The following is a 21,828-nucleotide window of genomic DNA, read 5'->3' on the forward strand; positions in this document are numbered from 1 at the left end:
CACATAGGGGAAGAGGCAGCCATGGCAGGCGGCAAGAGCGGCATCACGAAATACATCGTCTGGGGGATTCTCATCGCCTCCTTCCTGGGCTTCGGCGCCTTCGGGACGGTGAATTTCTCGGGCGGGGTCGGCAGCATCGGCTCGGTCGGCAACACCGACATCTCGACCAACGACTATGCCCGTGCCCTGCAAAACGAGCTGCGCGCCATCGAGGCGCAGACCGGCCAGCCCATGACGCTCGAACAGGCGCGTCAGCTCGGGCTGACCGATCAGGTTCTGGCACAGGTCGTGACCAATGCCGCGCTCGATGACGAGGCCGCGCGCATTGGCCTGTCGGTGGGCGACGCGCGCGTCGCCGAAGAGCTGCGCAACGTCTCGGCCTTCCAGGGCCCCGATGGCAGCTTCGACCGCAGCGCCTATACCTATGCGCTTCAGAATGCCGGCATGAAGGAGGCCGAGTTCGAGGCCGGTCTGCGCCGCGACAGCGCGCGCTCGATGCTTCAGGCGGCGGTGATCTCGGGCACCACCCTGCCCGACACCTACGTGACCACGCTGCTCGATTATGCCGGCCAGACGCGCGGCTTTACCTGGGCCGCGCTGGGGCGCGACACGCTGACCACCGGCCTGCCCGTTCCCTCCGAGGAGGAACTTCTGGCCTGGTACGAAGCGAATCTCGACCGCTTCACCCTGCCCGAAACCAAGGTCATCACCTTCGCCTGGCTGACGCCGGACATGATCGTCGATACGGTCGAGGTCGACGAGGCGGCGCTGCGCGACGCCTATGCCGAGCGCGAGGCCGAGTTCAACATGCCCGAGCGGCGGCTGACCGAACGCCTGGTCTTTGGCAACGAGGCCGAGGCGCAGGACGGCATGGAACGCATCGCGGCGGGCACGGCGGATTTCGAAACGCTGGTTGCCGAGCGCGGGCTCGAGCTGTCCGACACCGATATGGGCGATCTTTCGCGCGCCGAGCTGGGCGCGGCCGGCGAGGCGGTCTTCGCGGCCGCGGTCGGCGATGTGGTCGGCCCCGCCTATTCCCCGCTTGGCCCGGCGCTTTACCGGGTGAACGGGGTGCTGGCGGCGCAGCAGACCTCCTTTGAGGAGGCCATCCCCGATCTGCGCGATGCGCTGGTGCTCGACCGCGCGCGCCGGGTGATCGAGGGTATGGCGCAAAGCCTCGACGACGAGCTGGCGGGCGGCGCCACGCTGGAGGATCTGGCGAACGAGACCGATATGGAACTGGGTCAGATCGACTGGACCCAGACCAGCGATCTGGGCATCGCGGGATACGATTCCTTCCGCGAGGCCGCGCAGGCGGTTACCGAGAACGACTATCCGGCGATCGAGGATCTGGGCGACGGCGGCATTTTCGCGCTGCGGCTCGACGAGCTGCGCGCGCCCGCGCCGCAGCCCTTCGAGGAGGTGCGCGGCCAGGTCGAGGCGCTCTGGGAACAGGATCAGGCCACCGAGGCGCTGGTGGCGCAGGCCCAGGATCTCGCCACCCGCATCGCCGGCGGCGAAGGCTTTGACGACGCCGGGCTGAACGCCAACACCGAAAGCGGCCTGACCCGCGACGCCCGCGTCGAGGGCCTGCCTGCGTCGGTGCTGGAGGCGGTGTTCGCGCTGGAGCCCGGCGAGGCGCGCGCCCTGCCCGGCAATGGCGAGGCGCTGGTGGTACGGCTCGACAGCGTGACCCCGGTGGATATGGACAGCGATCAGGTGCAGGCGCTTTCGGGGATGCTGCGCGATCAGGCGGCCAACAGCGTGGCGAACGATCTGTTCCGCGCGCTCAATGCCGACATCCAGTCCCGCGCCGGCATCAGCATCGACCAGGCGGCGGTCAACGCCGTGCACAGCAATTTCCGGTAAGGCACGAAATGGCCACGCTCATTCCCGCTTACGAAGATTTCGCCCGCGCCTATGAGGCCGGGCAGAACCAGGTGGTCTATGCGCGGCTGGCGGCGGATCTCGACACACCGGTCTCGCTGATGCTCAAGCTGACCGGCGCCGCCAAGGATGCCTTCATGCTGGAATCGGTCACCGGCGGCGAGGTGCGCGGGCGCTATTCCATCATCGGCATGAAACCGGATGTGGTCTGGAAATGCCACGGCACCGAGGCCGCGATCAACCGGCAGGCGCGGTTCGACCCCGAGGCGTTCGAACCGCTGGAAAGTGATCCGCTGACCGCGCTGCGCGCGCTGATCGAGGAAAGCCGCATCGCCCTGCCCGACGATCTGCCGCAATCGGCCGCCGGGCTTTTCGGCTATCTCGGCTATGACATGATCCGGCTGGTCGAGCATCTTCCGAACGTGAACCCCGATCCGCTCGGCCTGCCCGATGCGCTGATGCTGCGGCCTTCGGTGGTCGCCGTGCTCGACGGGGTCAAGGGCGAGGTCACCGTGGTGTCGCCGGCCTGGGTCAATGCGGGGCTCTCGGCGCGCGCCGCCTATGCGCAGGCCGCCGAGCGGGTGATGGACGCGGTGCGCGATCTCGAACGCGCGCTGCCGCAGGCGGGCCGCGAACTGGGCGAGGCGCATGAGACCGGCGCGCCGGTGTCGAACTTCACCCGCGAGAGCTACAAGGCGGCGGTCGAAAAGGCCAAGGACTACATCCGCAAGGGCGACATCTTTCAGGTGGTGCCGGCGCAGCGCTGGACGCAGGAGTTTCCGCTGCCGCCCTTCGCGCTCTACCGCTCGCTGCGGCGGACGAATCCGTCGCCCTTCATGTTCTATTTCAATTTCGGCGGCTTCCAGGTGATCGGCGCCAGCCCCGAGATCCTCGTCCGGGTCTTTGGCCGCGAGGTCACCATCCGCCCCATCGCGGGCACCCGCCCGCGCGGCGCCACGCCCGAGGAGGACCGCGCGCTCGAGGCCGATCTGCTGGCCGACAAGAAAGAGCTGGCGGAGCATCTCATGCTGCTCGATCTGGGCCGCAACGACACCGGCAAGGTGTCGAAGATCGGCACCGTGCGCCCGACCGAGAAATTCATCATCGAGCGGTACAGCCACGTCATGCATATCGTGTCGAACGTGGTGGGCGAGCTGGCCGAGGATCAGGACGCGCTGTCGGCGTTTTTCGCCGGCATGCCGGCGGGCACCGTTTCCGGCGCGCCCAAGGTCCGCGCGATGGAGATCATCGACGAGCTGGAGCCGGAAAAGCGCGGCGTCTATGGCGGTGGCGTGGGGTATTTCTCGGCGGGCGGCGATATGGACATGTGCATCGCCCTGCGCACCGCCATCGTGAAGGACGAAAAGCTCTATATCCAGGCCGGGGGCGGCGTTGTCTATGACAGCGATCCCGAAGCGGAATATATGGAGACCGTGCACAAATCCAACGCCATCCGCCGCGCGGCGGCGGATGCGGCCCGGTTCACCGGCACGGGCAACGGCTGAGGCCGCTGCCCTGACCGGCGCCGCTCAGATCTCTCGCAGATAGGCCCAGGACACCCAGCCCTTGAGGCTGCGCGCGCGGTCCAGCGACACCTTGCACCAGCGCGTGCCGCCGGTCTGGGTGCATTCGATCAGACGCACCACCGTGCCGTTCGGCAGCCCGACATAGACGTCGAACCCGATGCCGGGGCCGCCGCGCATCTTCAGCATGTCGCCCTCTTCGACACCGTATACCTCGTAACGGTCGCGCCACCCGGCGGCGGCCGGGTCCGGCTGGATCGCCGCAGCCAGAAAGCCGAGCGCCAGCGCCTTGAATACGAATCCGCGCATGTTTTTTTCCTGTTCGTTGCCTCGCCCGCAGCCTACCCGTTCCGGGGCACCGGCGAAACGGTCAGCGCAAGCGCCGCGCGGCGGCGGTTCACCGGGTCGGGCAACGGCTGAACACATCGTCCCGGTCACGGCCCTTGCGAAACCGCAACGGCGCCCCTACCTACGCTCCAGCCACCCCTTGGAGATGCTTTCGACATGGATCTGCCCCTCGCAACCGTTCGCCCACTGGTTTCGCTGCGAGAAGTCCTGCTCCATGTCTGCCTCCGTGTCCCTTTCCGGCCTGTCCTGGTCCACCCCTGACGGCACGCCGCTTTTCACCGATCTCACCCTGACCTTCGGGTCCGAGCGTACCGGCATCGTCGGTCGCAACGGCACGGGCAAAAGCACGCTTTTGCGACTGATCGCGGGCGATCTGCGTCCGGCCTCCGGCCAGTTGCGCGTGACCGGGCGCCTGGCGAAGATGCGGCAGGAGGGCCTTGCGCATCCCGGCGAGACCGTCGCCGATCTCTTCGGCGCCCGCCCGGCGCTCGACGTGATCGACCGGGCCGAGGCCGGCCACGCCTCGGCCGCCGAGCTGGCGGAGGCGGACTGGACGCTGCCCGCGCGCCTCGAGGCGGCGCTGGAGCGCTGCGGCCTGCCCGTCGCGCCTCAGACCCCGCTTGCCAGCCTCTCCGGCGGGCAGCGCAGCCGGGCGTCGCTGGCCGCGCTGATCTTCGCCGAGCCGGATATGCTGCTGCTGGACGAGCCGACGAACAACCTCGACCGTGCCGGGCGCCGGGCGGTGTCCAGGTTGCTGCAAGGCTGGACTGGCGGGGCGATCGTCGTCAGCCACGACCGCGCGCTGCTGGAAGAGATGGACGCCATCGTCGAGCTGACCTCGCTGGGCGCGACCCGCTATGGCGGGAATTACACCGCCTTCCGCCAGCAGAAGGATCTTGAGCTGGAGGCGGCGGCCGAGGCGCTCGCCCATGCCGAGAAGAGCCGCAGCGACGCCGCGCGCCGCGCGCAGCAGGCCGCCGAGCGCAAGGCGCGCAAGGACGGTGCCGGGCAGCGGGCGCGGGCCAGGCGCGATCAGCCCAAGATCCTCATGGATGCGGCCAAGGAGCGGTCCGAGGCCTCGGGCGGCGCCGCGGCCCGGCTGCGCGAGGCCCGGCAGGCAGCGGCGGAGACGGCGCTTGCCGCCGCCCGCGAGAGGATAGAGGTGCTGCAACCGCTGCGCATGGAGATCCCCCCGACCGGCCTGCCGGCGGCGCGAACGGTGTTGAATCTGGATCAGGTGACCGGCGGATACGATCCCGAACAGCCGGTGATCCGCGATCTGTCGCTGAGGGTCACCGGCCCCGAACGCATCGTCATCGCGGGGCCGAACGGCAGCGGCAAGACCACGCTTCTCAAGCTCGTCACCGGCCAGATTCCGCCTCTGCGGGGGCATGTGACGGTGCCAGTCCCGTTTGCGCTGCTGGACCAGCATGTCGGGCTGCTCGATCCCGACCGGAGCCTTCGGGACAATTTCCGCGCCCTGACCCCGGCGGCGGATCCGCATATGGCCCATGCGGCGCTGGCCCGCTTCGGGTTCCGCGCCGGCGACGCCCTGCGCCGCACCGGCGATCTCAGCGGTGGAGAGCGTCTGCGCGCCGGTCTGGCCTGTGCCCTTGGCACGCAGCCGCCGCCGATGCTGCTGATCCTCGACGAGCCGACCAACCACCTGGATCTGGACGGGCTCTCGGCGCTGGAGGCGGCGCTTGCCGCCTATGACGGCGCGGTGCTGGCGGTCAGCCACGACGCGGCGTTCGTCGAAGCGCTGGCGCCGGACCGGTTCCTGACCCTGCCGCAGTGAGCGCCGGAGGCGGTGCATGCTCAAAACAGAAAAACGGAGCGGTGATTACCGCTCCGTTTCCCCTGTTCGTTCCGGCGCAGGGTCGAAAAGCACCGGAACGAGCTGCATATGCCGTTCCGGGGCCCGACGCTTACTTGGTCAGAAGCTGCGCCTCGTGTTTCTTCAGCGAGCGGCGGGCCGAGCCATAGGCCTTGAGCCCTTCTTCATGTTCCAGCTCGGGGAACAGTTCGAAGATCTCCTGACGCTGCGCGTCGCCGATGCCTTTCAGCGAATGGTCGCCGGGCTGGAAGCTCTCGCTCCACGCGCCGTTCGACAGCACCACTTCGTGGTTGTCGAACATCATGTGGATATAGGTCACGCCGAGGGTTTCGACCTCGTCCACACCGTCCAGACCGGTGAGGTGCTTGGCCGCGGCCAGAACCTCGCGCTCTTCGAAGTAGAGCGCGGTCTTGTCGTTGGCCACCAGCACGCGGTGGTTCGGCGAGACCAGCAGATCGTGCTCGGGCAGGTTCTTGCCCAGAGCGCCCTGCTGGATCAGCACCGGACGCAGATGCGGCTTGCGGGCCAGCTCGTGACCGGTGAGGTCCTTGCGGCCGATCCAGCGGATCTCCTGGATGCCGTTGTCGCGGGTGATCACGCGGTCGCCGACTTCCAGATCCTCGACCAGACGCTCGCCCTGCGGCGTCGCGATGAGCGTGCCGGGGGTGAAGCAGGGCTGCACCTCGACGGTGACATAGGAGCTGGCGGTGCCGCCGTTGCCGTCGTCGATCGTGTAGGCGAAGGAGTCGTAGCCGGTGAAGCCCTCATCGGCGACAAAGGTCACGGTGCCGTCGTCGTTCAGCGTCACGGTGCCATTCGGTGCGTCGCCCACCGAGGTGACGGTCAGTTCGTCGCCATCGGGATCGGTGTCGTTCAGCGTCGGATCGAAGGTCGCCGGCGAGGTCAGCGTGGTGTGATAGAGATCTTCCACCGCGGTGGGCGCGTCGTTCTCGCCCGGGTTCGGATCGACGGTGCCGACCGTCACGGTCACGGTGCCGGTGTCGGTGCCGCCGTTGCCGTCGGACACGGTGTAATCGAAGGTCGCGTCACCGGTATAGCCGTCTTCCGGGGTATAGGTCACGGTGCCATCGTCGTTCAGGACCACGGTGCCGCTGGTGGGATCGGTCACCCCGGTCACCGCCAGGTCGTCGCCGTCCACATCGGTGTCGTTCAGGCTCGGGTCGAGGGTGACGGGCGTGTTCACGCCGGTGGTGGTGCTGTCATCCACCGCGACGGGCGCGTCGTTCACCGGGTTCACGGTGACATCGACGGTGCCGGTGGCGGTGTTGCCGGTCGGATCCTCGATCGTATAGGTGATCTCGGCGGGGCCGTTGTAATCGGGGTCGGGCGTGAAGGTCAGGGTGTTGTCTTCGTTGACCGTCACGGTGCCGTTGGTCGCCGTGGCGCCGGTCACGCTCAGATCGCCGCCTTCGGGATCGCTGTCGTTGCCGAGCACGTCGATCACGACCGGCACGTCCTCGTCGGTGGTGGCCGCGTCATCGACCGCGATCGGGGCTTCGTCGCCGCCAGCCTCGGTGGTCGAGAAGCTCACGTCGGAGATCAGCACGCCCTGAACCGCGTTGCCGCCGTTCTCATAGACGACTTCGATGCGCGAGACCGGGCCGGCGATGTTCACCTGAACGGTGCCGTCCTGCTCGGCGAAGTTGGTCACCTCGGTGCCGGTGGCGGTGTCGCCGGTGACGCTGGTGCCGGCGCCCAGAACGGTCATGGTCACATCGACCGGGTTGCCTTCGGCGTCATAGGCCAGAACGGTGACGTTGTCCTGGAAGCTGAAGGTCGGGCCGGTGCCGCTCAGCGCGTATTCGGCAAGGTCGCTCAGGTCGCCGCCGGAGCCGCCATCGACGTCGTTCAGCAGGAACGAGACGTTCTGCACGTTGTCGCCATAGGCTTCGTCCGAGGCGCTGAAATCCAGCACGGTGGTCGAGGTCGGGGAGATGATGCCCTCACCGTCGCCGCCTGCGCCGAAGAGCTTGAGATGCGAGTTCGGATCGACGTCCGAGCCTTCCGGCACGTACCCGTCATAGGTCACGGTGAAGGCCTGGGCCTCATCGTCCTGCGCGGTAAAGGTGATGTCCACGGCAACGCCGCCGGTTTCCACCGTCGTGGTCACTGCGTCGGGCGCAGTGTTGTCAAGGTTGGTGCCATACGCGCCGAGCGCGCTCCAATCCAGAACCAGATCAGCCATTGTTTTCGACCCTCATTACTTCAGACGGGACATTGCCCGAACCGCATCCACGGCAGCGGCGCACTGGGGCACCGCAGGTTTCCATCGCTCGTCATGCCTGCAAGTTCTGCATAGGGATCGCGCGCCTCAGTCCCACATTCTTACGTGTGGTCGAACAACGCAGTTCGTGGCGGCGGGGATTCTTCCCCTCACGCTTCCCTACGCATCCTTGCGGATGCCTGACAGTTCAGCGGCCGCCCCCGTGGCCAGCAGTCTTTCACCCCCCAGTAGGGCTTGCCGAAATTAATAAAGGCAGTGAAGTGCCGCTCAAAGGAGAAAATGGCGCAAACGGGGCGCATGCAGCGGAGTTGAGAAGCAATTTATCCAAATTTGCAGTGAGTGTTTCCAGTCTTTGAGACAGTATTGTTTCCAGTTTTCCGAGGCGGATCGGGCCACCGGATCAATGAAACAAGGCGATTCCCGAAAAGTCGCCCGTGAGGCCGCTGGAAGATTGTGCGTACTTCAGAAACAATTGACAGGGCCTTGTGATCGCCTCACTTTTTTGAGGCGCAAAAATGAAATATGGCCTTGGTTGTCGCGGGGCCGTGATCAATCTTGGGCCCCTGCGGGGATTAAACAGAATGCCCCGGAGACAAGGTAAACGAATCGCGAATCATTTGACGAAAAATTGGCGTGCCCGCGGGCGGCGCCAAACCCGGATCTGGCGGGCTGCCGGGGCTCTGAGGGCGCTCAACGCGCCTTCAGACGGGTCGTGAGGCCCAAAGAAGGCGCTCATTCGACGAGGTTGGTGATCCAGCGGCATTGATACGGGGCCATCTCGACGGCGCCGGCGGTGACCTCCTCGCCGCTCAGCAGGTCGATCCAGCGTTCGTCCGCGATCAGGTTCAGATCGCCGGCCGGAATCTCGACCGTCTCGCCGCTCACGTTGTGCAGCGCAAAGATCGACTGCGCCCGGTCGAGCGACTGACGCCAGAGCCCGAAGATGCGCTGATCGAGGTTCAGCGTGAACTGCGTGGCATTGGGGTGGAAGCCCGGCTGCTCGGCGCGCAGCTTCAGCCGGTCCGACAGCGCCGCGAGCACCTGCGCATGCAGGGTCTCCGGGGTGTCGAGCTTTTCGAGCAGCTCGGGATAGTTCCAGCGGTGCCGGTTGATCGCCCGGTTCATGCCGCGCCGCTCGACCCCTTCGAGGTCGTTGGGCGTGGCCAGCATCGAGTGGATGTAGAAGGCCGGAATGCCTTCGAGCGACATCACGATGGTCTGCGAGCAGAGGAACCGTGCGAGATGGCTGTCGTCGGCGCCTTTGAACGTGCGGCCCATCGCCTCGAAATACGAGCAGTTCAGCTCATAGGGCGCCTCGCCCCCGCCGGGCAGCGAGCGCATGGAGACCAGACCGCCGATCTCGCGGATGGTCGCGATGATCTGCGAAATCTCGTCGGGCGGCAGCAGCCCCTCGGCGGGGCGCATGCCGATGCCGTCATGGCTGGCGGTGAAGTTCAGATAGGCGCAGCCCAGCGGCGCCGGCGGCATGGTGCGCTGCCAGTCGATGAGGTATTTCGCGCTGCCCGCCATCATCGCATGCAGGATCAGTGGCGGCAGCGGGAAGTTGTAAACGACATGCGCCTCGTTGCGGTGGCCGAAATAGCTCAGGTTCTCGGCCTTGGGCACATTGGTCTCGGTCAGCAGGATCACCGTCTCGGTGGCGTAATCCACCAGCAGCCGCAGCATCTGGATCACCGCATGGGTCTGCGGCAGGTGGATGCAGTTGGTGCCGATCTGTTTCCACAGGAAGGCCACCGCATCCAGCCGGATGATCCGCACGCCCATGTCGATATGCAGCCGGATGATGCGGACGATCTCGAGCAGCACGTCGGGGTTGCGGAAATCGAGGTCGATCTGGTCGTGGCTGAAGGTGCACCAGACATAGCGGGTGCCCATGGCCGTCTCGACCTCCTGCAAGAGCGGCGTGGTGCGCGGGCGGACCACCATCGACAGATCGTCCGAGGGATCGGCCTCGAAGAAGAACTTGTCATAGGGTTTCTGGCCTTGCCGGTAGGCGTTGAACCACACGCCCTGCGAGGAGACGTGGTTCAGCACCAGGTCCGACATCAGGTGAAACTCGCTGCCGATGCGGGTGATGTCGGCCCATTCGCCGAGCTGCGGGTTCACCTTGCGGTAATCGGTGACCGCGAACCCGTCATCCGAGGTGAAGGGGAAGAACGGCAGGATATGCACCCCGTTCACCACCCCCTTCATATGGGTCAGCAGGAAATCGTTCATCAGATCGAGCGGTTTGTGATGCCCGTCGATCAGGCTGTCGCCATAGGTGATCAGCACCGCGTCGTTCTGCGTCCAGAGATTGTTGCCCGGTTTGCGCGGCTTCTTGCGGCGATGCTTCTCCTCTGGCCAGAACGCCTCGATCACCTGACTGGCGAGGATATGGGCGTCCACCTCAGGGTAGATGAAGTGGAGGAGTTCGGACAATCTTGCGCTGAAGGAGCTCTCGGTCATGAAATCTCTTTGGCGTAGGGTGGTCTGACGGAGGCCCGGCGGGGCCCGGCGGCTTGGGGAGACACTCCCCGCGACCATTTGCAGCAGGACGCTAGAGTCCTCGGTTAAGCCCTTCAAAGCGCTTTCACAAGTCAAATGTCTTGCACCCCCGAGCGGCGATGTCGCTGCGCGATGCGATCAGGTCGCGCCCGTGCCGCGCCGCGCGGGCGATCCGCGATAGAGGCGAAGCGCGGACGGGCGCCAGCCGGCGCGGGCCGCACCGCTTGTGCAACCGCAGACCAGGATCCGCCAGATGCGCTCTTATGCCCTGACCGTCAAATGCCCCTCGACCCGGGGCATCGTCGCCGCCATTGCCGGGTTTCTCGCCGAGCAGGGCTGCAACATCACCGACAGCGCCCAGTTCGACGATCTCGAGACCGGCCATTTCTTCATGCGGGTGAGTTTTCAGAGCGAGGGCGGCACCGCCCTGGAGGCGGTCGAGGCGGCGTTTGCCGCCGTGGCGGGCCGCTTCGGCATGGACTACGCCTATCACGACGAGACCGAGAAGATGAAGGTCGTCATCATGGTCTCGCGCTTCGGCCACTGCCTGAACGATCTGCTTTATCGCTGGCGGATCGGCGCGCTGCCGATCGAGATCGTCGCGGTGATCTCGAACCACATGGAGTACCAGAAGGTGGTGGTGAACCACGACATCCCCTTCCACTGCATCAAGGTCACGAAAGAGAACAAGCCGCAGGCCGAGGCGCGGATCATGGAAGTGGTGGCCGAGACCGGCGCCGAGCTGATCGTGCTGGCCCGCTACATGCAGATCCTCTCGGACGAGATGTGCCGGACGATGTCGGGGCGGATCATCAACATCCACCATTCTTTCCTGCCGAGTTTCAAGGGGGCCAACCCCTACAAGCAGGCCTTCGAGCGTGGTGTGAAGCTGATCGGGGCGACCTCGCATTACGTGACCGCCGATCTGGATGAAGGCCCGATCATCGAGCAGGACACGGTGCGGGTGACCCATGCGCAGAGCCCCGAGGATTACGTTTCGCTGGGGCGCGACGTGGAATGCCAGGTGCTGGCGCGCGCGGTGCATGCGCATATCCACCGCAGGGTGTTTCTGAACGGCAACAAGACCGTGGTGTTCCCGGCCTCGCCCGGCTCCTACGCCTCGGAACGTATGGGCTGAGGGTACGCGCGCGCCGCGGCGCCGGTCTTCTGGCCGGCGTTCCGGGTGAGTATTTGCGGAAAGATGAAAGCCGGGGGTTTTGGGGGCGGGCCCGCGCCGCTCAGAGGCCCGGCAGGTCGAGCATCAGCGCCGCGTGATCGCTGGCATGAGGCCGGTGGTGGCCCACGCCGGGCAGCCGCGTGCCCTGCCCCGGCCCCGCCTCATGGCCGAGCCCGCGATGCAGGACGCGGGGCACCGCCCTGGGGAAGCGCTCGGCCAGCGCCGGAGAGGCGATCAGCGCGTCGGGACGGTGATGCGCGCCCACATGCGGTTCGTAGTAGGTCCAGCGTCCGGCCTCGGGCAGCCGCAGCCCCAGATCCACCCCCGCCTCTTCGAGCGGCGCAATCGCCCGCGCGCCGCTGTCGCGCGGCTCGTTGAGATCGCCCACCACCAGCCAGAGCGCCTCGCGCCCCCGCGGCAGCAGCCGCCGCACCGCCTCGGCCTCCATCCGCCGCAGCGCCCAGGCGCGGGCGGGCTCGGGAGACGGGGCCTTGAAATGCACCACGAAGAGCGTCAGCGCGCCGAACCGCGCCTCGAGACAGTCGCGGCGAAAGACCGGCTGCGCGGGCGCCATGCCCTCGGGCGGCGCAAGCCCGAGATCCTCGGGCGTCAGCCCCGCGTGGCTGGTCACCTCGTCCCAAGGCCGCCGCGCCATCAGCGCCACATCCAGCCCGCGCCCGTCATTGCCGGGCAGGCAGAGCCTGTAGGGGTAGCGCCCGGCGCGCGGCGCCAGATAGCGGTCGTGGAAGAAATCGAGGCTCTGAACATCGAACACCTCTTGCAGCGCCAGCACGTCGGCGCCGGTGGCGGCCAGCAGCTCGGCGGTGAGGCGGCGGTCGGCCTCGTCATGCCGGGTGTCGGGGGCTTCGTCGCGGTCGCGCGCGCCGTGCAGATGGCCGCCCGTCTCGTCGGGCAGCAGCCGCAGGTTCTGCATGTTGAGCGAGGCGATGCGCATCCGCCCCCTTCCCGGCCCTCAGGCCTCTTTTTTCAGCCGGATCGCCCCGGCCTTTTCCGCCAGATCGCGGGCGATGGCATAGGCACCCTTGATCTTGTCGCTGTCGCGCGCCCAGTCGCGCCGCACCACGATCTTGTTGTCCCTGATCTTGGCAAGCCCGTTCTGGTCCTGGATGAACGAGACCAGCCCTTCGGGTTTCGCGAACTTGTCGTTGTGGAACTGGATCGTCGCGCCCTTGGGGCCGCCGTCGAGCTTGGCAATCCCCGCACGCTTGCACATATCCTTGATCCGCACCACCAGAAGCAGGGTGTTGACCTCTTTCGGCAGCTTGCCGAAGCGGTCGATGAGCTCGGCGGCAAAGCCCTCAAGCTCGACCTTGGAGGTGAGTTCGGACAGGCGCCGGTAAAGCCCCAGCCGCACGTCGAGGTCGGGCACATAGGCCTCGGGGATCAGCACCGGCACACCGAGATTGATCTGCGGCGCCCATTGCCCGTCCTCGTCCAGAAGCCCCTCGGCCTCGCCGGATTTGATCTTGGCAATCGCCTCTTCCAGCATCTGCTGGTAAAGCTCATAGCCCACATCGCGCATCTGGCCGGACTGTTCCTCGCCCAGAAGATTGCCGGCGCCGCGAATGTCGAGATCCTGCGAGGCCAGCGTGAACCCCGCCCCCAGCGTATCGAGCGACCCCAGAACGCGCAGGCGCTTTTCGGCGGAATCGGTCAGCTTGGCACGCGGTTTGGTGGTGAGATAGGCATAGGCGCGGGTTTTCGAGCGCCCGACCCGGCCACGGATCTGATAGAGTTGCGCGAGACCAAACATATCGGCGCGATGCACCACCATGGTGTTGGCGGTGGGGATGTCGAGGCCGCTCTCCACGATGGTGGTGGCCAGCAGCACGTCGTATTTGCCGTCGTAGAAGGCGTTCATCTTCTCGTCGAGCTCGCCCGCCGCCATCTGGCCATGCGCCACGACATAAGACACTTCGGGCACCTGTTCGCGCAGGAATTCCTCTATTTCGGGAAGATCCGAAATGCGCGGCACCACATAGAAACTCTGCCCGCCCCGGTAATGCTCGCGCAAAAGCGCCTCGCGGATCGTCACCGCGTCGAATTCGCTGACATAGGTGCGGATCGCCAGACGGTCGACCGGCGGCGTGCCGATGATCGACAGATCCCGCACGCCGGACAGCGACAGTTGCAGCGTGCGCGGGATCGGCGTCGCGGTCAGCGTCAGAACGTGGATGTCGGAGCGCAGCTGCTTCAGCCGTTCCTTGTGGCCGACACCGAAATGCTGCTCTTCGTCGATGATCAGCAACCCGAGGTTCTGGAACCGGATGCCCTTGGCCAGCAGCGCGTGGGTGCCCACCGCGATGTCCACGGTGCCGCGCGAAATGCCCTCGCGGGTCTTGGCCGCCTCGCCCGAGGAGACGAAGCGCGACAGCGGCGCCACATTGACCGGAAAGCCGCGAAAACGCTCGGCAAAGCTCTTGTAATGCTGGCGAGCAAGCAGCGTCGTGGGCGCGATCACCGCCACCTGCACCCCGGACATGGCGGCGACAAAGGCCGCGCGCATGGCGACCTCGGTCTTGCCAAAGCCCACGTCGCCGCAGATCAGCCGGTCCATCGGCTGGCCGCTGTCCATGTCGGCCAGCACATCCTCGATGGCGCGGATCTGGTCGTCGGTCTCGGTATAGGGAAAGCGCGCGCAGAAGCTTTCCCAGGCGCCCGGCGGCGGGTCGATGACCGGCGCCTTGCGCAGCGCGCGCTCGGCGGCGACGCGGATGAGCTTGTCCGCCATCTCGCGGATGCGCTCCTTGAGCCGCGCCTTCTTGGCCTGCCAGGCGCCGCCGCCGAGACGGTCGAGCAGACCTTCCTCGTGGCCGTAACGGCTCAGCAGTTCGATGTTCTCGACCGGCAGGTACAGCCGCGCCTGTTCGGCATATTCGAGCAGAAGGCATTCATGCGCGGCCCCGGCGGCGGTGATCACCTCCATGCCCTGATAGCGCCCGATGCCATGGTCCACGTGCACCACCAGATCGCCTGGAGACAGCGATTGAGCTTCGGTCAGAAAGTTTTCGGCTTTCCTGCGCTTTTTCGGCGCACGGATCAGCCGGTCGCCAAGCACGTCCTGCTCCGAGATCACGGTGATGCGCTGGCCGGATTTCGGATCGCCCCAGGGCGCCTCGAACCCGGTTTCCAGCGCCCAGACCGCAAGATGCAGCCCGTGTTTGCCAATCCGGGTGCCATTGCCGACCGGAATCGCCTCGGCCAGCCCCTCATCCTCGATAAGCCCGGTCAGACGTTCGCGCGCGCCTTCGGACCAGGAGGCGATGAGCACCGGCCCATCTTGCATCTTCTTCTTAACATGATCCGCCAGCGCACCGAAAAGGCTGATGTTTTCCTGCTGACGCTCCGGCGCGAAATTGCGCCCGATACGCCCGCCCGCATCCACCACGCCGGGGCCGGACGCCTGTTGCAACGGATGGAACTGCACCGCCCGGCGCCCCTCCAGCGCCGCCTCCCAGGCGGCATCGTCGAGATAGAGCTGCCCCGGCGGCACGGGCTTGTAGACCGAATCCATCCGGCCCTTTTGCAGCATCGCGTGGCGGCGGGTTTCGTACTGGTCCGCGATGCTGTCCCAGCGCGCCAGCCGCGCGGGCGTGAGCTGGTCGTCCATCAGCACCGGCGCGCCGGGCAGATAGTCGAAAAGCGTCTCCATCGTCTCGTGGAAGAACGGCAGCCAGTGCTCCATGCCCTGCTGCTTGCGCCCCGCGCTCACCGCCTCGTAAAGCGGATCGTCGGCACCGCCCGCGCCGAACTCCACGCGGTAGTTCTGCCGGAAGCGCAGGATCGCCGCCTCGTCCAGAATGACCTCGGAAACCGGCGCCAGCTCGACCAGCTCCAGCTTTTCCGTGGTGCGCTGGGTGGCGGCGTCGAAGCGCCGCGCCCCGTCCAGCACGTCGCCGAACAGATCGAGCCGCACCGGCCCACCCTCGCCTGGCGGAAAGATGTCGATGATGCCGCCGCGAATGGCGTAATCGCCGGGTTCGGTCACCGTGGGCGCCTGGCTGAACCCCATGCGCACGAGGAAGGCGCGCAGCGCCGCCTCGTCGATGCGCGAGCCCACGCGCGCGGTAAAGGCCGCCTCGCGCAGCACGGCGCGGGCGGGAAGGTATTGCGTTGCCGCCGACAGCGTCGTCAGCAGCACGAAGCGCTGCGGCATCCCGTGTACCAGCCCCGCCAGCGCCGCCATGCGTGCCGCCGAGATGTCGGGGTTGGGCGATACTCGGTCGTAGGGCAGGCAGTCCCAGGCCGGAAAACTGACCACCGGCATGTCGGGCGCGAAGAACCCAAGCGCCTCGCGCAGCGCCGCCATGCGCTTGTCGTCGCGCGCGATATGGATGACCGGACCGGCGGCCTTCTCGGCCTCGGCCAGAACGAGCTTTGCGTCAAAGCCCTCGGGCGCGCCGCCCATGGTGATACGGGAATGTGACATGACCAAGGGATGTGACCCGCGCGCGGGCCGCCGTCAACCGCCCAGAGCGGTGAAGGACATGTTCTGGAACATGCCCCAGAGCGCGGTGATGAAGATCGAGATCATTCCGGTCACCTGGGTCCAGAACCGGTGCCGGCCCAGCGTCTTCCACAGCGGCGCGCCGCTCAGCGCGTTGCGCTGGATGCGGGCGGCGGTGGCGACGCTCATGAGGGCCACCAGCGACATCGGGAAGGCCAGCAGGAACAGCGCCTGGGTCAGCTCGACCCCATAGACAAAGCCCGAAACCGCCATGGCGCTCAGCACCGCCGAGCCCAGAGCGATGGCCCAGACCCCGGTCTCGTCGGCGATGAACAGCAGCCGGTTGGTGTTGATCCGCACCAGATCCTCGAGATCCTGTGCCGCCTGCCCGCCGTTGCGCCGCGCCCGCGCCACCATGTCGAAAGGCACACCCAGCACCCAATGGCTGGCGGTGGACCAGGTCACCGCCAGAGCGATCCAGAACCACAGGTTCGAGAAGGAGCGCATGTCGATGGTTTCGAGAACGATGCGATACCAGTCCAAGGGAGCTCGAAGTCCTTCTGCGGGCGGCCCTCTTCATGGGGGCCTTGTGACAGCCGTCTTTCCATGCCACCCAAGGGGCGCGTTTACAAGAGAGGCCCCCGATGAAACCCACGATTGCCGCCTTTCCCGCCACACGGCTGCGCCGGCTCCGCAAATCTCCGGCGATCCGCGCGCTTGTCGGCCAGTCGGTGCTGACGCCGGGCGACTTCATCTGGCCGGTCTTCGTGCGCGACGGCGAAGGCGTGGTCGAGCCCATCGCCTCGATGCCCGGGGTCAACCGGCTCTCGGTCGACAAGGTGGTCGAGGCGGCGCGCGAGGCGCATGCGCTTGGGATCCCGGCGATCTGCCTCTTTCCCTATACCGACCCCGCGAAGAAGACCGAGGATTGCGCCGAGGCCTGGAACCCCGAGAACCTGTCGAACCGCGCCACCCGCGCGATCAAGGCGGCAGTGCCGGATCTGGCGGTGATGACCGACGTGGCGCTCGACCCCTATAACGCCAACGGTCACGACGGTTTTGTCGTGGGCGACGAGATCGTCAACGACGAGACCGTCGAGGCGCTGGTGAAACAGGCGATGAGCCAGGCCCGCGCCGGCGCCGACATCATCGGCCCCTCGGATATGATGGACGGGCGCATCGGCGCGATCCGGACCGAGCTGGAGCGCGAGGGCTTCCGCAACACGCTGCTGCTCTCCTACGCGGCGAAATACGCCAGCGCCTTCTACGGCCCCTTCCGCGACGCGGTGGGCGCCTCGGGCGCGCTCAAGGGCGACAAGACCACCTATCAGATGCAGCCCGGCAATTCCGACGAAGCCATGCGGCTGATCGAGCGCGATCTTTGCGAGGGCGCCGACATGATCATGGTCAAGCCCGGCATGCCCTATCTCGACATTTGCCGCCGCGCCAAGGAGATGTTCGGCGCGCCGACCTTCGCCTATCAGGTCTCGGGCGAATACGCGATGCTGACGGGCGCCGCCGAGCGCGGCTGGCTCGACCACGACCGGGTGATGCTCGAAAGCCTGACGGCGTTCAAACGCGCCGGCTGCGACGGCGTTCTGACCTATTTCGCCCCCGCCGCCGCGCGCCTGCTGAACGGCTGAGGCGGAATGCCGCGCGCTCGGTCCGTTGCGGCGTGACAGCGGCGACACGGGCCGCTATAGTTTTGCCACAACCGGCGAGACAGCCGGACCAGAGGCATCGGCACAAACAGGAAAAAGAGCAGATTCATGGATATGACCCGACGCACGCTCACCCTCGGCCTGGGGGCAATGGGCGTTTTGACCGCTTGCGGCAATGGCATCGGCAGCCCCGGCAGCGCCAAGATCGACGCCCGCGCCGACGCCACGCTGAGCCAGATGTACAGCCAGTACCCCGGCACCCGCGCGCTGACCGACAAGGCGGCGGGCATGCTCGTCATGCCGCTGGTGACCGAGGCCGGGCTGGGCCTGGGCGGCGCCTATGGCCGCGGCGCGCTGCGCATCAACGGCGTGACGGTGGATTATTACTCGCTGGTCAGCGGCTCTGGCGGGCTTCAGATCGGCGCGCAGCAATATGCGCATGTGCTGTTCTTCATGACCGATGACGCGCTGCTGAATTTCCGCCGCTCGCCGGGCTGGGCCGCGGGCGCCAATATCGAATACGCGACCCCGGAAAAGGGCGAGACGCTGGCGGCCGAGACCACCACCTCGATGGCGCCGGTGATCGCGGTGATCTTCGGCCAGTCCGGCCTGCGCGTCGGCGCCACGCTGGAAGGCACCAAATACACCCGTATCATTCCCTGATACGTCCGGCCATTTTCGCCTCCGGCGGGCGTATTCCGGCGTTTCGGGTAGGATTCCACAGGTCTGTATCGGCAATGTCCCGATAGCGCATGGCGCGTCAGGGCATTGACGATCCAACTTTTCCCGAAACGCCTTGCAGAAAGATGAAGCGCATAAGTCTTTCATCTTTCTGAAAAATACGCCCGCCGGAGGCATCCCGAACCCGCCAGGCCGTGCAAGGCCCTCAGTGATAGCGGAACTCGCCCACCACCTGGCGCCATTCGCCGGCGGAGACCATCTTGCGATGGGTGAAACGGATCGAATGCAGCGGGCCCTCGATCTCGTCCTGCCAGAATTCGATGAACTTGAAGAGCCTCGGATGATCCGGCGCCAGATCGTAATCCTGCCAGACGAAGGTGTTGAGAACGTTGCGGTAATCCGGCATCCGGTAGAAGATTTCCGCAGTGGTCAGGCCATAGCCCTTGAGCATGAGTTCCGTCGGCGTTTCCTGCATGGCTTTACCTCATCGTTTTTTGATGTCTATAAGTCTGCGGGTTGAGTCGTTATTTTTCAACAAAAACAGATTGTTAGCAGGCAATCCCGGTGGCTGCCAGATTTGTGGCGCCGCTGCCATTGCGCCCCATATCCTGTCTCTGATATAAGGGTTTTCAACAACATATAGCATAACGACGGACAGGCGAGCATCGTGACCGACACGCCGGAACCCCCTGAAAACGATGAAGAAATGAGCGGACCCGAGCGCCCGAGCTACAGCGGCCCCGCGATTTCGATCATCGACGAGATGAAATCGAGCTATCTCGATTACGCCATGAGCGTGATCGTGAGCCGCGCGATCCCCGATCTGCGCGACGGCCTCAAGCCCGTGCACCGGCGCATTCTTTATACGCTCTGGGAGAACGGGCAGACCAAGTCCAAATCCTACCGCAAATGCGCCACCGCCGTGGGCGACGTGATGGGCCGCTACCACCCGCATGGCGACTCGGCGGTCTATGACGCGCTGGTGCGCATGGCGCAGGATTTCTCCATGTCGCTGCCGCTGATCGACGGTCAGGGCAATTTCGGCTCCATGGACGGCGACCCGCCCGCCGCCTACCGTTACACGGAATCCCGGCTCGAACGCTCCGCCGAGGCGCTGCTGGAAGACATCGACAAGGAAACCGTCGATTTCGTCCCGAACTACGCCAACGAGCGGATGGAGCCCACGGTGCTGCCCGCGCGCTACCCCAACGTGCTGGTCAACGGCGCCGAGGGTATCGCGGTCGGTATGGCGACGCGCATCCCGCCGCACAATCTGGGCGAGGTGATCGACGCCACGCTGGCGCTGATCGAGAATCCCGACCTGTCGTCGGAACAGCTCATCGACTATATCCCCGCCCCGGATTTCCCCACGGGTGGCGTGATCCTCGGCCGCTCCGGCGCGCGCAAGGCGTATCTCGAGGGCCGTGGCTCGGTGATCATCCGCGCCAAGACCCGCATCGAGGAGATCAAGCGCGACCGCTACGCCATCGTCATCGACGAGATCCCCTATCAGGTGAACAAGGCGACGATGATCGAGCGTATCGCCGAGGCGGTGCGCGACAAGAAGATCGAGGGCATCGCCCATGTGCAGGACGAATCCGACCGCAACGGCGTGCGGGTCGTGGTCGAGCTCAAGCGCGACGCCACCGCCGAGGTGGTGCTGAACCAGCTCTTCCGGTTCACCCCCATGCAGACCTCCTTCGGTTGCAACATGCTGGCGCTGAACGGCGGCCGGCCCGAGCAGCTCACGCTGCGGGCCTTCCTGACCGCCTTTGTCGATTTCCGCGAAGAGGTGATCGCCCGCCGTACCGCCTATCTGCTGCGCAAGGCGCGCGAGCGCTCGCATATCCTCTGCGGTCTCGCCGTGGCGGTGTCGAATGTCGACGAGGTGGTGGCCACCATCCGCGCCTCCGCCGACGCGGCGGAAGCGCGCGAGAAACTGATGTCGCGCCGCTGGCCCGCGCATGAGATCGCGCCCTATATCCAGCTCATCGACGACCCGACCCACAAGATGAACGAGGACGGGACCTACAATCTGTCGGAAACCCAGGTCCGCGCCATCCTGGAGCTGCGGCTTCAGCGTCTGACCCAGCTTGGCGTCAAGGAGGTCACGGACGAACTCGAAGAGCTGGCCGCGAAGATCAAGGAATATCTCGACATCCTCGGCTCGCGCGAGCGCATCATGGAGATCATCACCAACGAGATGATCGCCGTGAAGGAACAGTTCGCGGTGCCGCGCCGCACCGAGATCGTCGACTGGGCCGGCGATATGGAAGACGAGGATCTGATCGAGCGCGAAGACATGGTCGTGACGATCACCCAGTCCGGCTATATCAAGCGCACGCCCCTGGCCGAGTTCCGCTCGCAGAAACGCGGCGGCAAGGGCCTGTCGGGCATGTCGACCAAGGACGACGACGTGGTGACGCAGCTGTTTGTGGCCAACACCCACACGCAGCTTTTGTTCTTCACCACGGCGGGCATGGTCTACAAGCTCAAGTGCTGGCGTCTGCCGCAGGGCGGACGCACGGCCAAGGGCAAGGCGATCATCAATATCCTGCCGATCCCGCAGGGCGTGTCGATCGCCGCCATCATGCCGGTGGACCGCGACGAGGACGATTGGGACGATCTGCAGATCGTCTTCGCCACCTCTGCGGGCGACGTGCGCCGCAACGCGCTGTCGGATTTCACCAATGTGATGCGCAACGGCAAGATCGCCATGGAGCTGCCCGAGGATGTGGAGCTGGTGAACGCCCGCATCGCCTCCGAAGACGACGACGTGATGCTGGTCACCGACTCGGGCCGCGCGATCCGCTTCCCCACCACCGATGTGCGCGTCTTCAAGGGCCGCAAATCCACCGGCGTGCGCGGCATCCGCCTGACCAATGGCGACCGCGTGGTCTCGATGGCCGTGATCCGGCATTTCGAGGCCAGCTCGGACGAGCGCGCCGCCTATCTCAAGATGCGCCGCCTGATGGCGGGCGTCACCGAGGAAGCGGAAGGTGACGAGGATGAGGGCAATGCCGACAGCGTGCTGCCGCAGGAGCGCTATGCCCAGATGTCGGCGGCGGAGAACCTGATCCTGACGATCTCGGCCAAGGGCACCGGCAAGCTGTCCTCCTCGCACGACTATCCGGTGCGCGGACGCGGCGGCATGGGCGTGCAGGCGATGGACAAGGCGATGCGCGGCGGCCCGCTGGTGGCCTGTTTCCCGGTGGAGATGGACGACCAGATCATGCTCGCCACCTCCACGGGCCAGTCGATCCGCGTGCCGGTCGAGGGCATCTCCTTCCGCTCGCGCAGCGCCGGCGGCGTGCGGGTCTTCAACACCCGCGAGGGCGAGACCGTGGTCTCGGTCGCCTGGATCGCCGATCAGGGCGAGGACGAGGACGACGCCGAGAGCTGATCTCCCCCACAGCGCGATGTTTCCGCATCCCGGCCGGGGGTCTTGGCCGGGATGTTTTTTTGCGTATTTTCAGAAAGATGAAAGACCATC

14 protein-coding genes are annotated in these 21,828 nt (G+C 66.1%); 7 read left to right on the forward strand and 7 right to left on the reverse strand.

The window, feature by feature from the left end; genetic code table 11:
* Positions 1-21: 21 nt before the first annotated feature.
* Complete coding sequence (locus M4578_RS05135; RefSeq protein ID WP_258092367.1) at positions 22-1,869, forward strand: peptidyl-prolyl cis-trans isomerase; 1,848 nt, start codon at positions 22-24, stop codon at positions 1,867-1,869.
* A gap of 8 nt (positions 1,870-1,877) precedes the next feature.
* Positions 1,878-3,392 (forward strand): anthranilate synthase component I, encoded by a 1,515-nt coding sequence (gene trpE, locus M4578_RS05140; RefSeq protein WP_258092368.1) that lies wholly within the window; start codon positions 1,878-1,880, stop codon positions 3,390-3,392.
* A 24-nt stretch (positions 3,393-3,416) separates the two neighbouring features.
* On the opposite strand, the gene M4578_RS05145 is transcribed toward trpE, so the two are convergent.
* Positions 3,417-3,719, reverse strand: a complete 303-nt coding sequence (locus M4578_RS05145; RefSeq protein WP_258092369.1) for an SH3 domain-containing protein — start codon at positions 3,717-3,719, stop codon at positions 3,417-3,419.
* Between the two features lie 253 nt (positions 3,720-3,972).
* Between M4578_RS05145 and M4578_RS05150 the strand changes: the two genes are divergently transcribed.
* Complete coding sequence (locus M4578_RS05150) at positions 3,973-5,556, forward strand: ABC-F family ATP-binding cassette domain-containing protein (RefSeq protein WP_258092370.1); 1,584 nt, start codon at positions 3,973-3,975, stop codon at positions 5,554-5,556.
* A gap of 130 nt (positions 5,557-5,686) precedes the next feature.
* Here the strand turns inward: M4578_RS05150 and M4578_RS05155 are convergent, their stop codons facing one another.
* Both M4578_RS05155 and M4578_RS05160 read right to left on the reverse strand, forming a co-directional pair.
* Positions 5,687-7,801 carry an Ig-like domain-containing protein gene (locus M4578_RS05155; protein WP_258092371.1) on the reverse strand — a complete coding sequence of 705 codons (2,115 nt, stop codon included), beginning with the start codon at positions 7,799-7,801 and terminating at the stop codon, positions 5,687-5,689.
* Between the two features lie 771 nt (positions 7,802-8,572).
* The gene (locus M4578_RS05160) at positions 8,573-10,309 is read right to left on the reverse strand and encodes a sugar phosphorylase (protein ID WP_258092372.1); all 1,737 of its coding nucleotides are present in this window, start codon (positions 10,307-10,309) and stop codon (positions 8,573-8,575) included.
* A gap of 292 nt (positions 10,310-10,601) precedes the next feature.
* Between M4578_RS05160 and purU the strand changes: the two genes are divergently transcribed.
* Positions 10,602-11,486 carry a formyltetrahydrofolate deformylase gene (purU, locus tag M4578_RS05165; protein WP_258092373.1) on the forward strand — a complete coding sequence of 295 codons (885 nt, stop codon included), beginning with the start codon at positions 10,602-10,604 and terminating at the stop codon, positions 11,484-11,486.
* A 100-nt stretch (positions 11,487-11,586) separates the two neighbouring features.
* Here purU and M4578_RS05170 read toward each other — a convergent pair whose 3' ends face one another.
* Genes M4578_RS05170 through M4578_RS05180 form a run of 3 tightly spaced genes read right to left on the reverse strand, consistent with a single transcriptional unit; the run spans position 11,587 to position 16,536 of the window.
* Positions 11,587-12,480 carry an endonuclease/exonuclease/phosphatase family protein gene (locus M4578_RS05170; protein ID WP_258092374.1) on the reverse strand — a complete coding sequence of 298 codons (894 nt, stop codon included), beginning with the start codon at positions 12,478-12,480 and terminating at the stop codon, positions 11,587-11,589.
* 18 nt (positions 12,481-12,498) lie between these two features.
* Positions 12,499-15,975, reverse strand: a complete 3,477-nt coding sequence (gene mfd, locus M4578_RS05175) for a transcription-repair coupling factor (RefSeq protein WP_258092375.1) — start codon at positions 15,973-15,975, stop codon at positions 12,499-12,501.
* 33 nt (positions 15,976-16,008) lie between these two features.
* On the reverse strand, positions 16,009-16,536 hold the full coding sequence (locus M4578_RS05180) for a component of SufBCD complex (RefSeq protein WP_258092376.1): 528 nt from the start codon (positions 16,534-16,536) through the stop codon (positions 16,009-16,011).
* 101 nt (positions 16,537-16,637) lie between these two features.
* On the opposite strand from M4578_RS05180, the gene hemB reads away from it, so the two are divergent.
* Both hemB and M4578_RS05190 read left to right on the forward strand, forming a co-directional pair.
* Positions 16,638-17,636 (forward strand): porphobilinogen synthase, encoded by a 999-nt coding sequence (hemB, locus tag M4578_RS05185; protein ID WP_258092377.1) that lies wholly within the window; start codon positions 16,638-16,640, stop codon positions 17,634-17,636.
* Positions 17,637-17,762: 126 nt separating this feature from the next.
* A complete protein-coding gene (locus tag M4578_RS05190; RefSeq protein ID WP_258092378.1) occupies positions 17,763-18,317 on the forward strand; it encodes a lipid-binding SYLF domain-containing protein in 555 nt (184 codons plus the stop codon).
* Between the two features lie 223 nt (positions 18,318-18,540).
* Here M4578_RS05190 and M4578_RS05195 read toward each other — a convergent pair whose 3' ends face one another.
* Positions 18,541-18,810 carry an usg protein gene (locus M4578_RS05195; RefSeq protein WP_258092379.1) on the reverse strand — a complete coding sequence of 90 codons (270 nt, stop codon included), beginning with the start codon at positions 18,808-18,810 and terminating at the stop codon, positions 18,541-18,543.
* A gap of 231 nt (positions 18,811-19,041) precedes the next feature.
* On the opposite strand from M4578_RS05195, the gene gyrA reads away from it, so the two are divergent.
* Positions 19,042-21,738: a DNA gyrase subunit A gene (gene gyrA, locus M4578_RS05200; RefSeq protein ID WP_258092380.1), complete on the forward strand. Its 2,697-nt coding sequence runs from the start codon at positions 19,042-19,044 to the stop codon at positions 21,736-21,738.
* Positions 21,739-21,828: the final 90 nt, after the last annotated feature.

This window comes from Salipiger pentaromativorans (assembly GCF_024721115.1).
GTDB classification, from domain to species: Bacteria; Pseudomonadota; Alphaproteobacteria; order Rhodobacterales; family Rhodobacteraceae; genus Salipiger; species Salipiger pentaromativorans.

Excerpts from the sequence above, each read along its gene's own strand:
- M4578_RS05135 (WP_258092367.1), top strand. The coding sequence starts at position 22 with ATGGCAGGCGGCAAGAGCGGCATCACGAAATACATCGTCTGGGGGATT.
- trpE (WP_258092368.1), top strand. The coding sequence starts at position 1,878 with ATGGCCACGCTCATTCCCGCTTACGAAGATTTCGCCCGCGCCTATGAG.
- M4578_RS05145 (WP_258092369.1), bottom strand. The coding sequence starts at position 3,719 with ATGCGCGGATTCGTATTCAAGGCGCTGGCGCTCGGCTTTCTGGCTGCG.
- M4578_RS05150 (WP_258092370.1), top strand. The coding sequence starts at position 3,973 with ATGTCTGCCTCCGTGTCCCTTTCCGGCCTGTCCTGGTCCACCCCTGAC.
- M4578_RS05155 (WP_258092371.1), bottom strand. The coding sequence starts at position 7,801 with ATGGCTGATCTGGTTCTGGATTGGAGCGCGCTCGGCGCGTATGGCACC.
- M4578_RS05160 (WP_258092372.1), bottom strand. The coding sequence starts at position 10,309 with ATGACCGAGAGCTCCTTCAGCGCAAGATTGTCCGAACTCCTCCACTTC.
- purU (WP_258092373.1), top strand. The coding sequence starts at position 10,602 with ATGCGCTCTTATGCCCTGACCGTCAAATGCCCCTCGACCCGGGGCATC.
- M4578_RS05170 (WP_258092374.1), bottom strand. The coding sequence starts at position 12,480 with ATGCGCATCGCCTCGCTCAACATGCAGAACCTGCGGCTGCTGCCCGAC.
- mfd (WP_258092375.1), bottom strand. The coding sequence starts at position 15,975 with ATGTCACATTCCCGTATCACCATGGGCGGCGCGCCCGAGGGCTTTGAC.
- hemB (WP_258092377.1), top strand. The coding sequence starts at position 16,638 with ATGAAACCCACGATTGCCGCCTTTCCCGCCACACGGCTGCGCCGGCTC.
- M4578_RS05190 (WP_258092378.1), top strand. The coding sequence starts at position 17,763 with ATGGATATGACCCGACGCACGCTCACCCTCGGCCTGGGGGCAATGGGC.
- M4578_RS05195 (WP_258092379.1), bottom strand. The coding sequence starts at position 18,810 with ATGCAGGAAACGCCGACGGAACTCATGCTCAAGGGCTATGGCCTGACC.
- gyrA (WP_258092380.1), top strand. The coding sequence starts at position 19,042 with ATGAGCGGACCCGAGCGCCCGAGCTACAGCGGCCCCGCGATTTCGATC.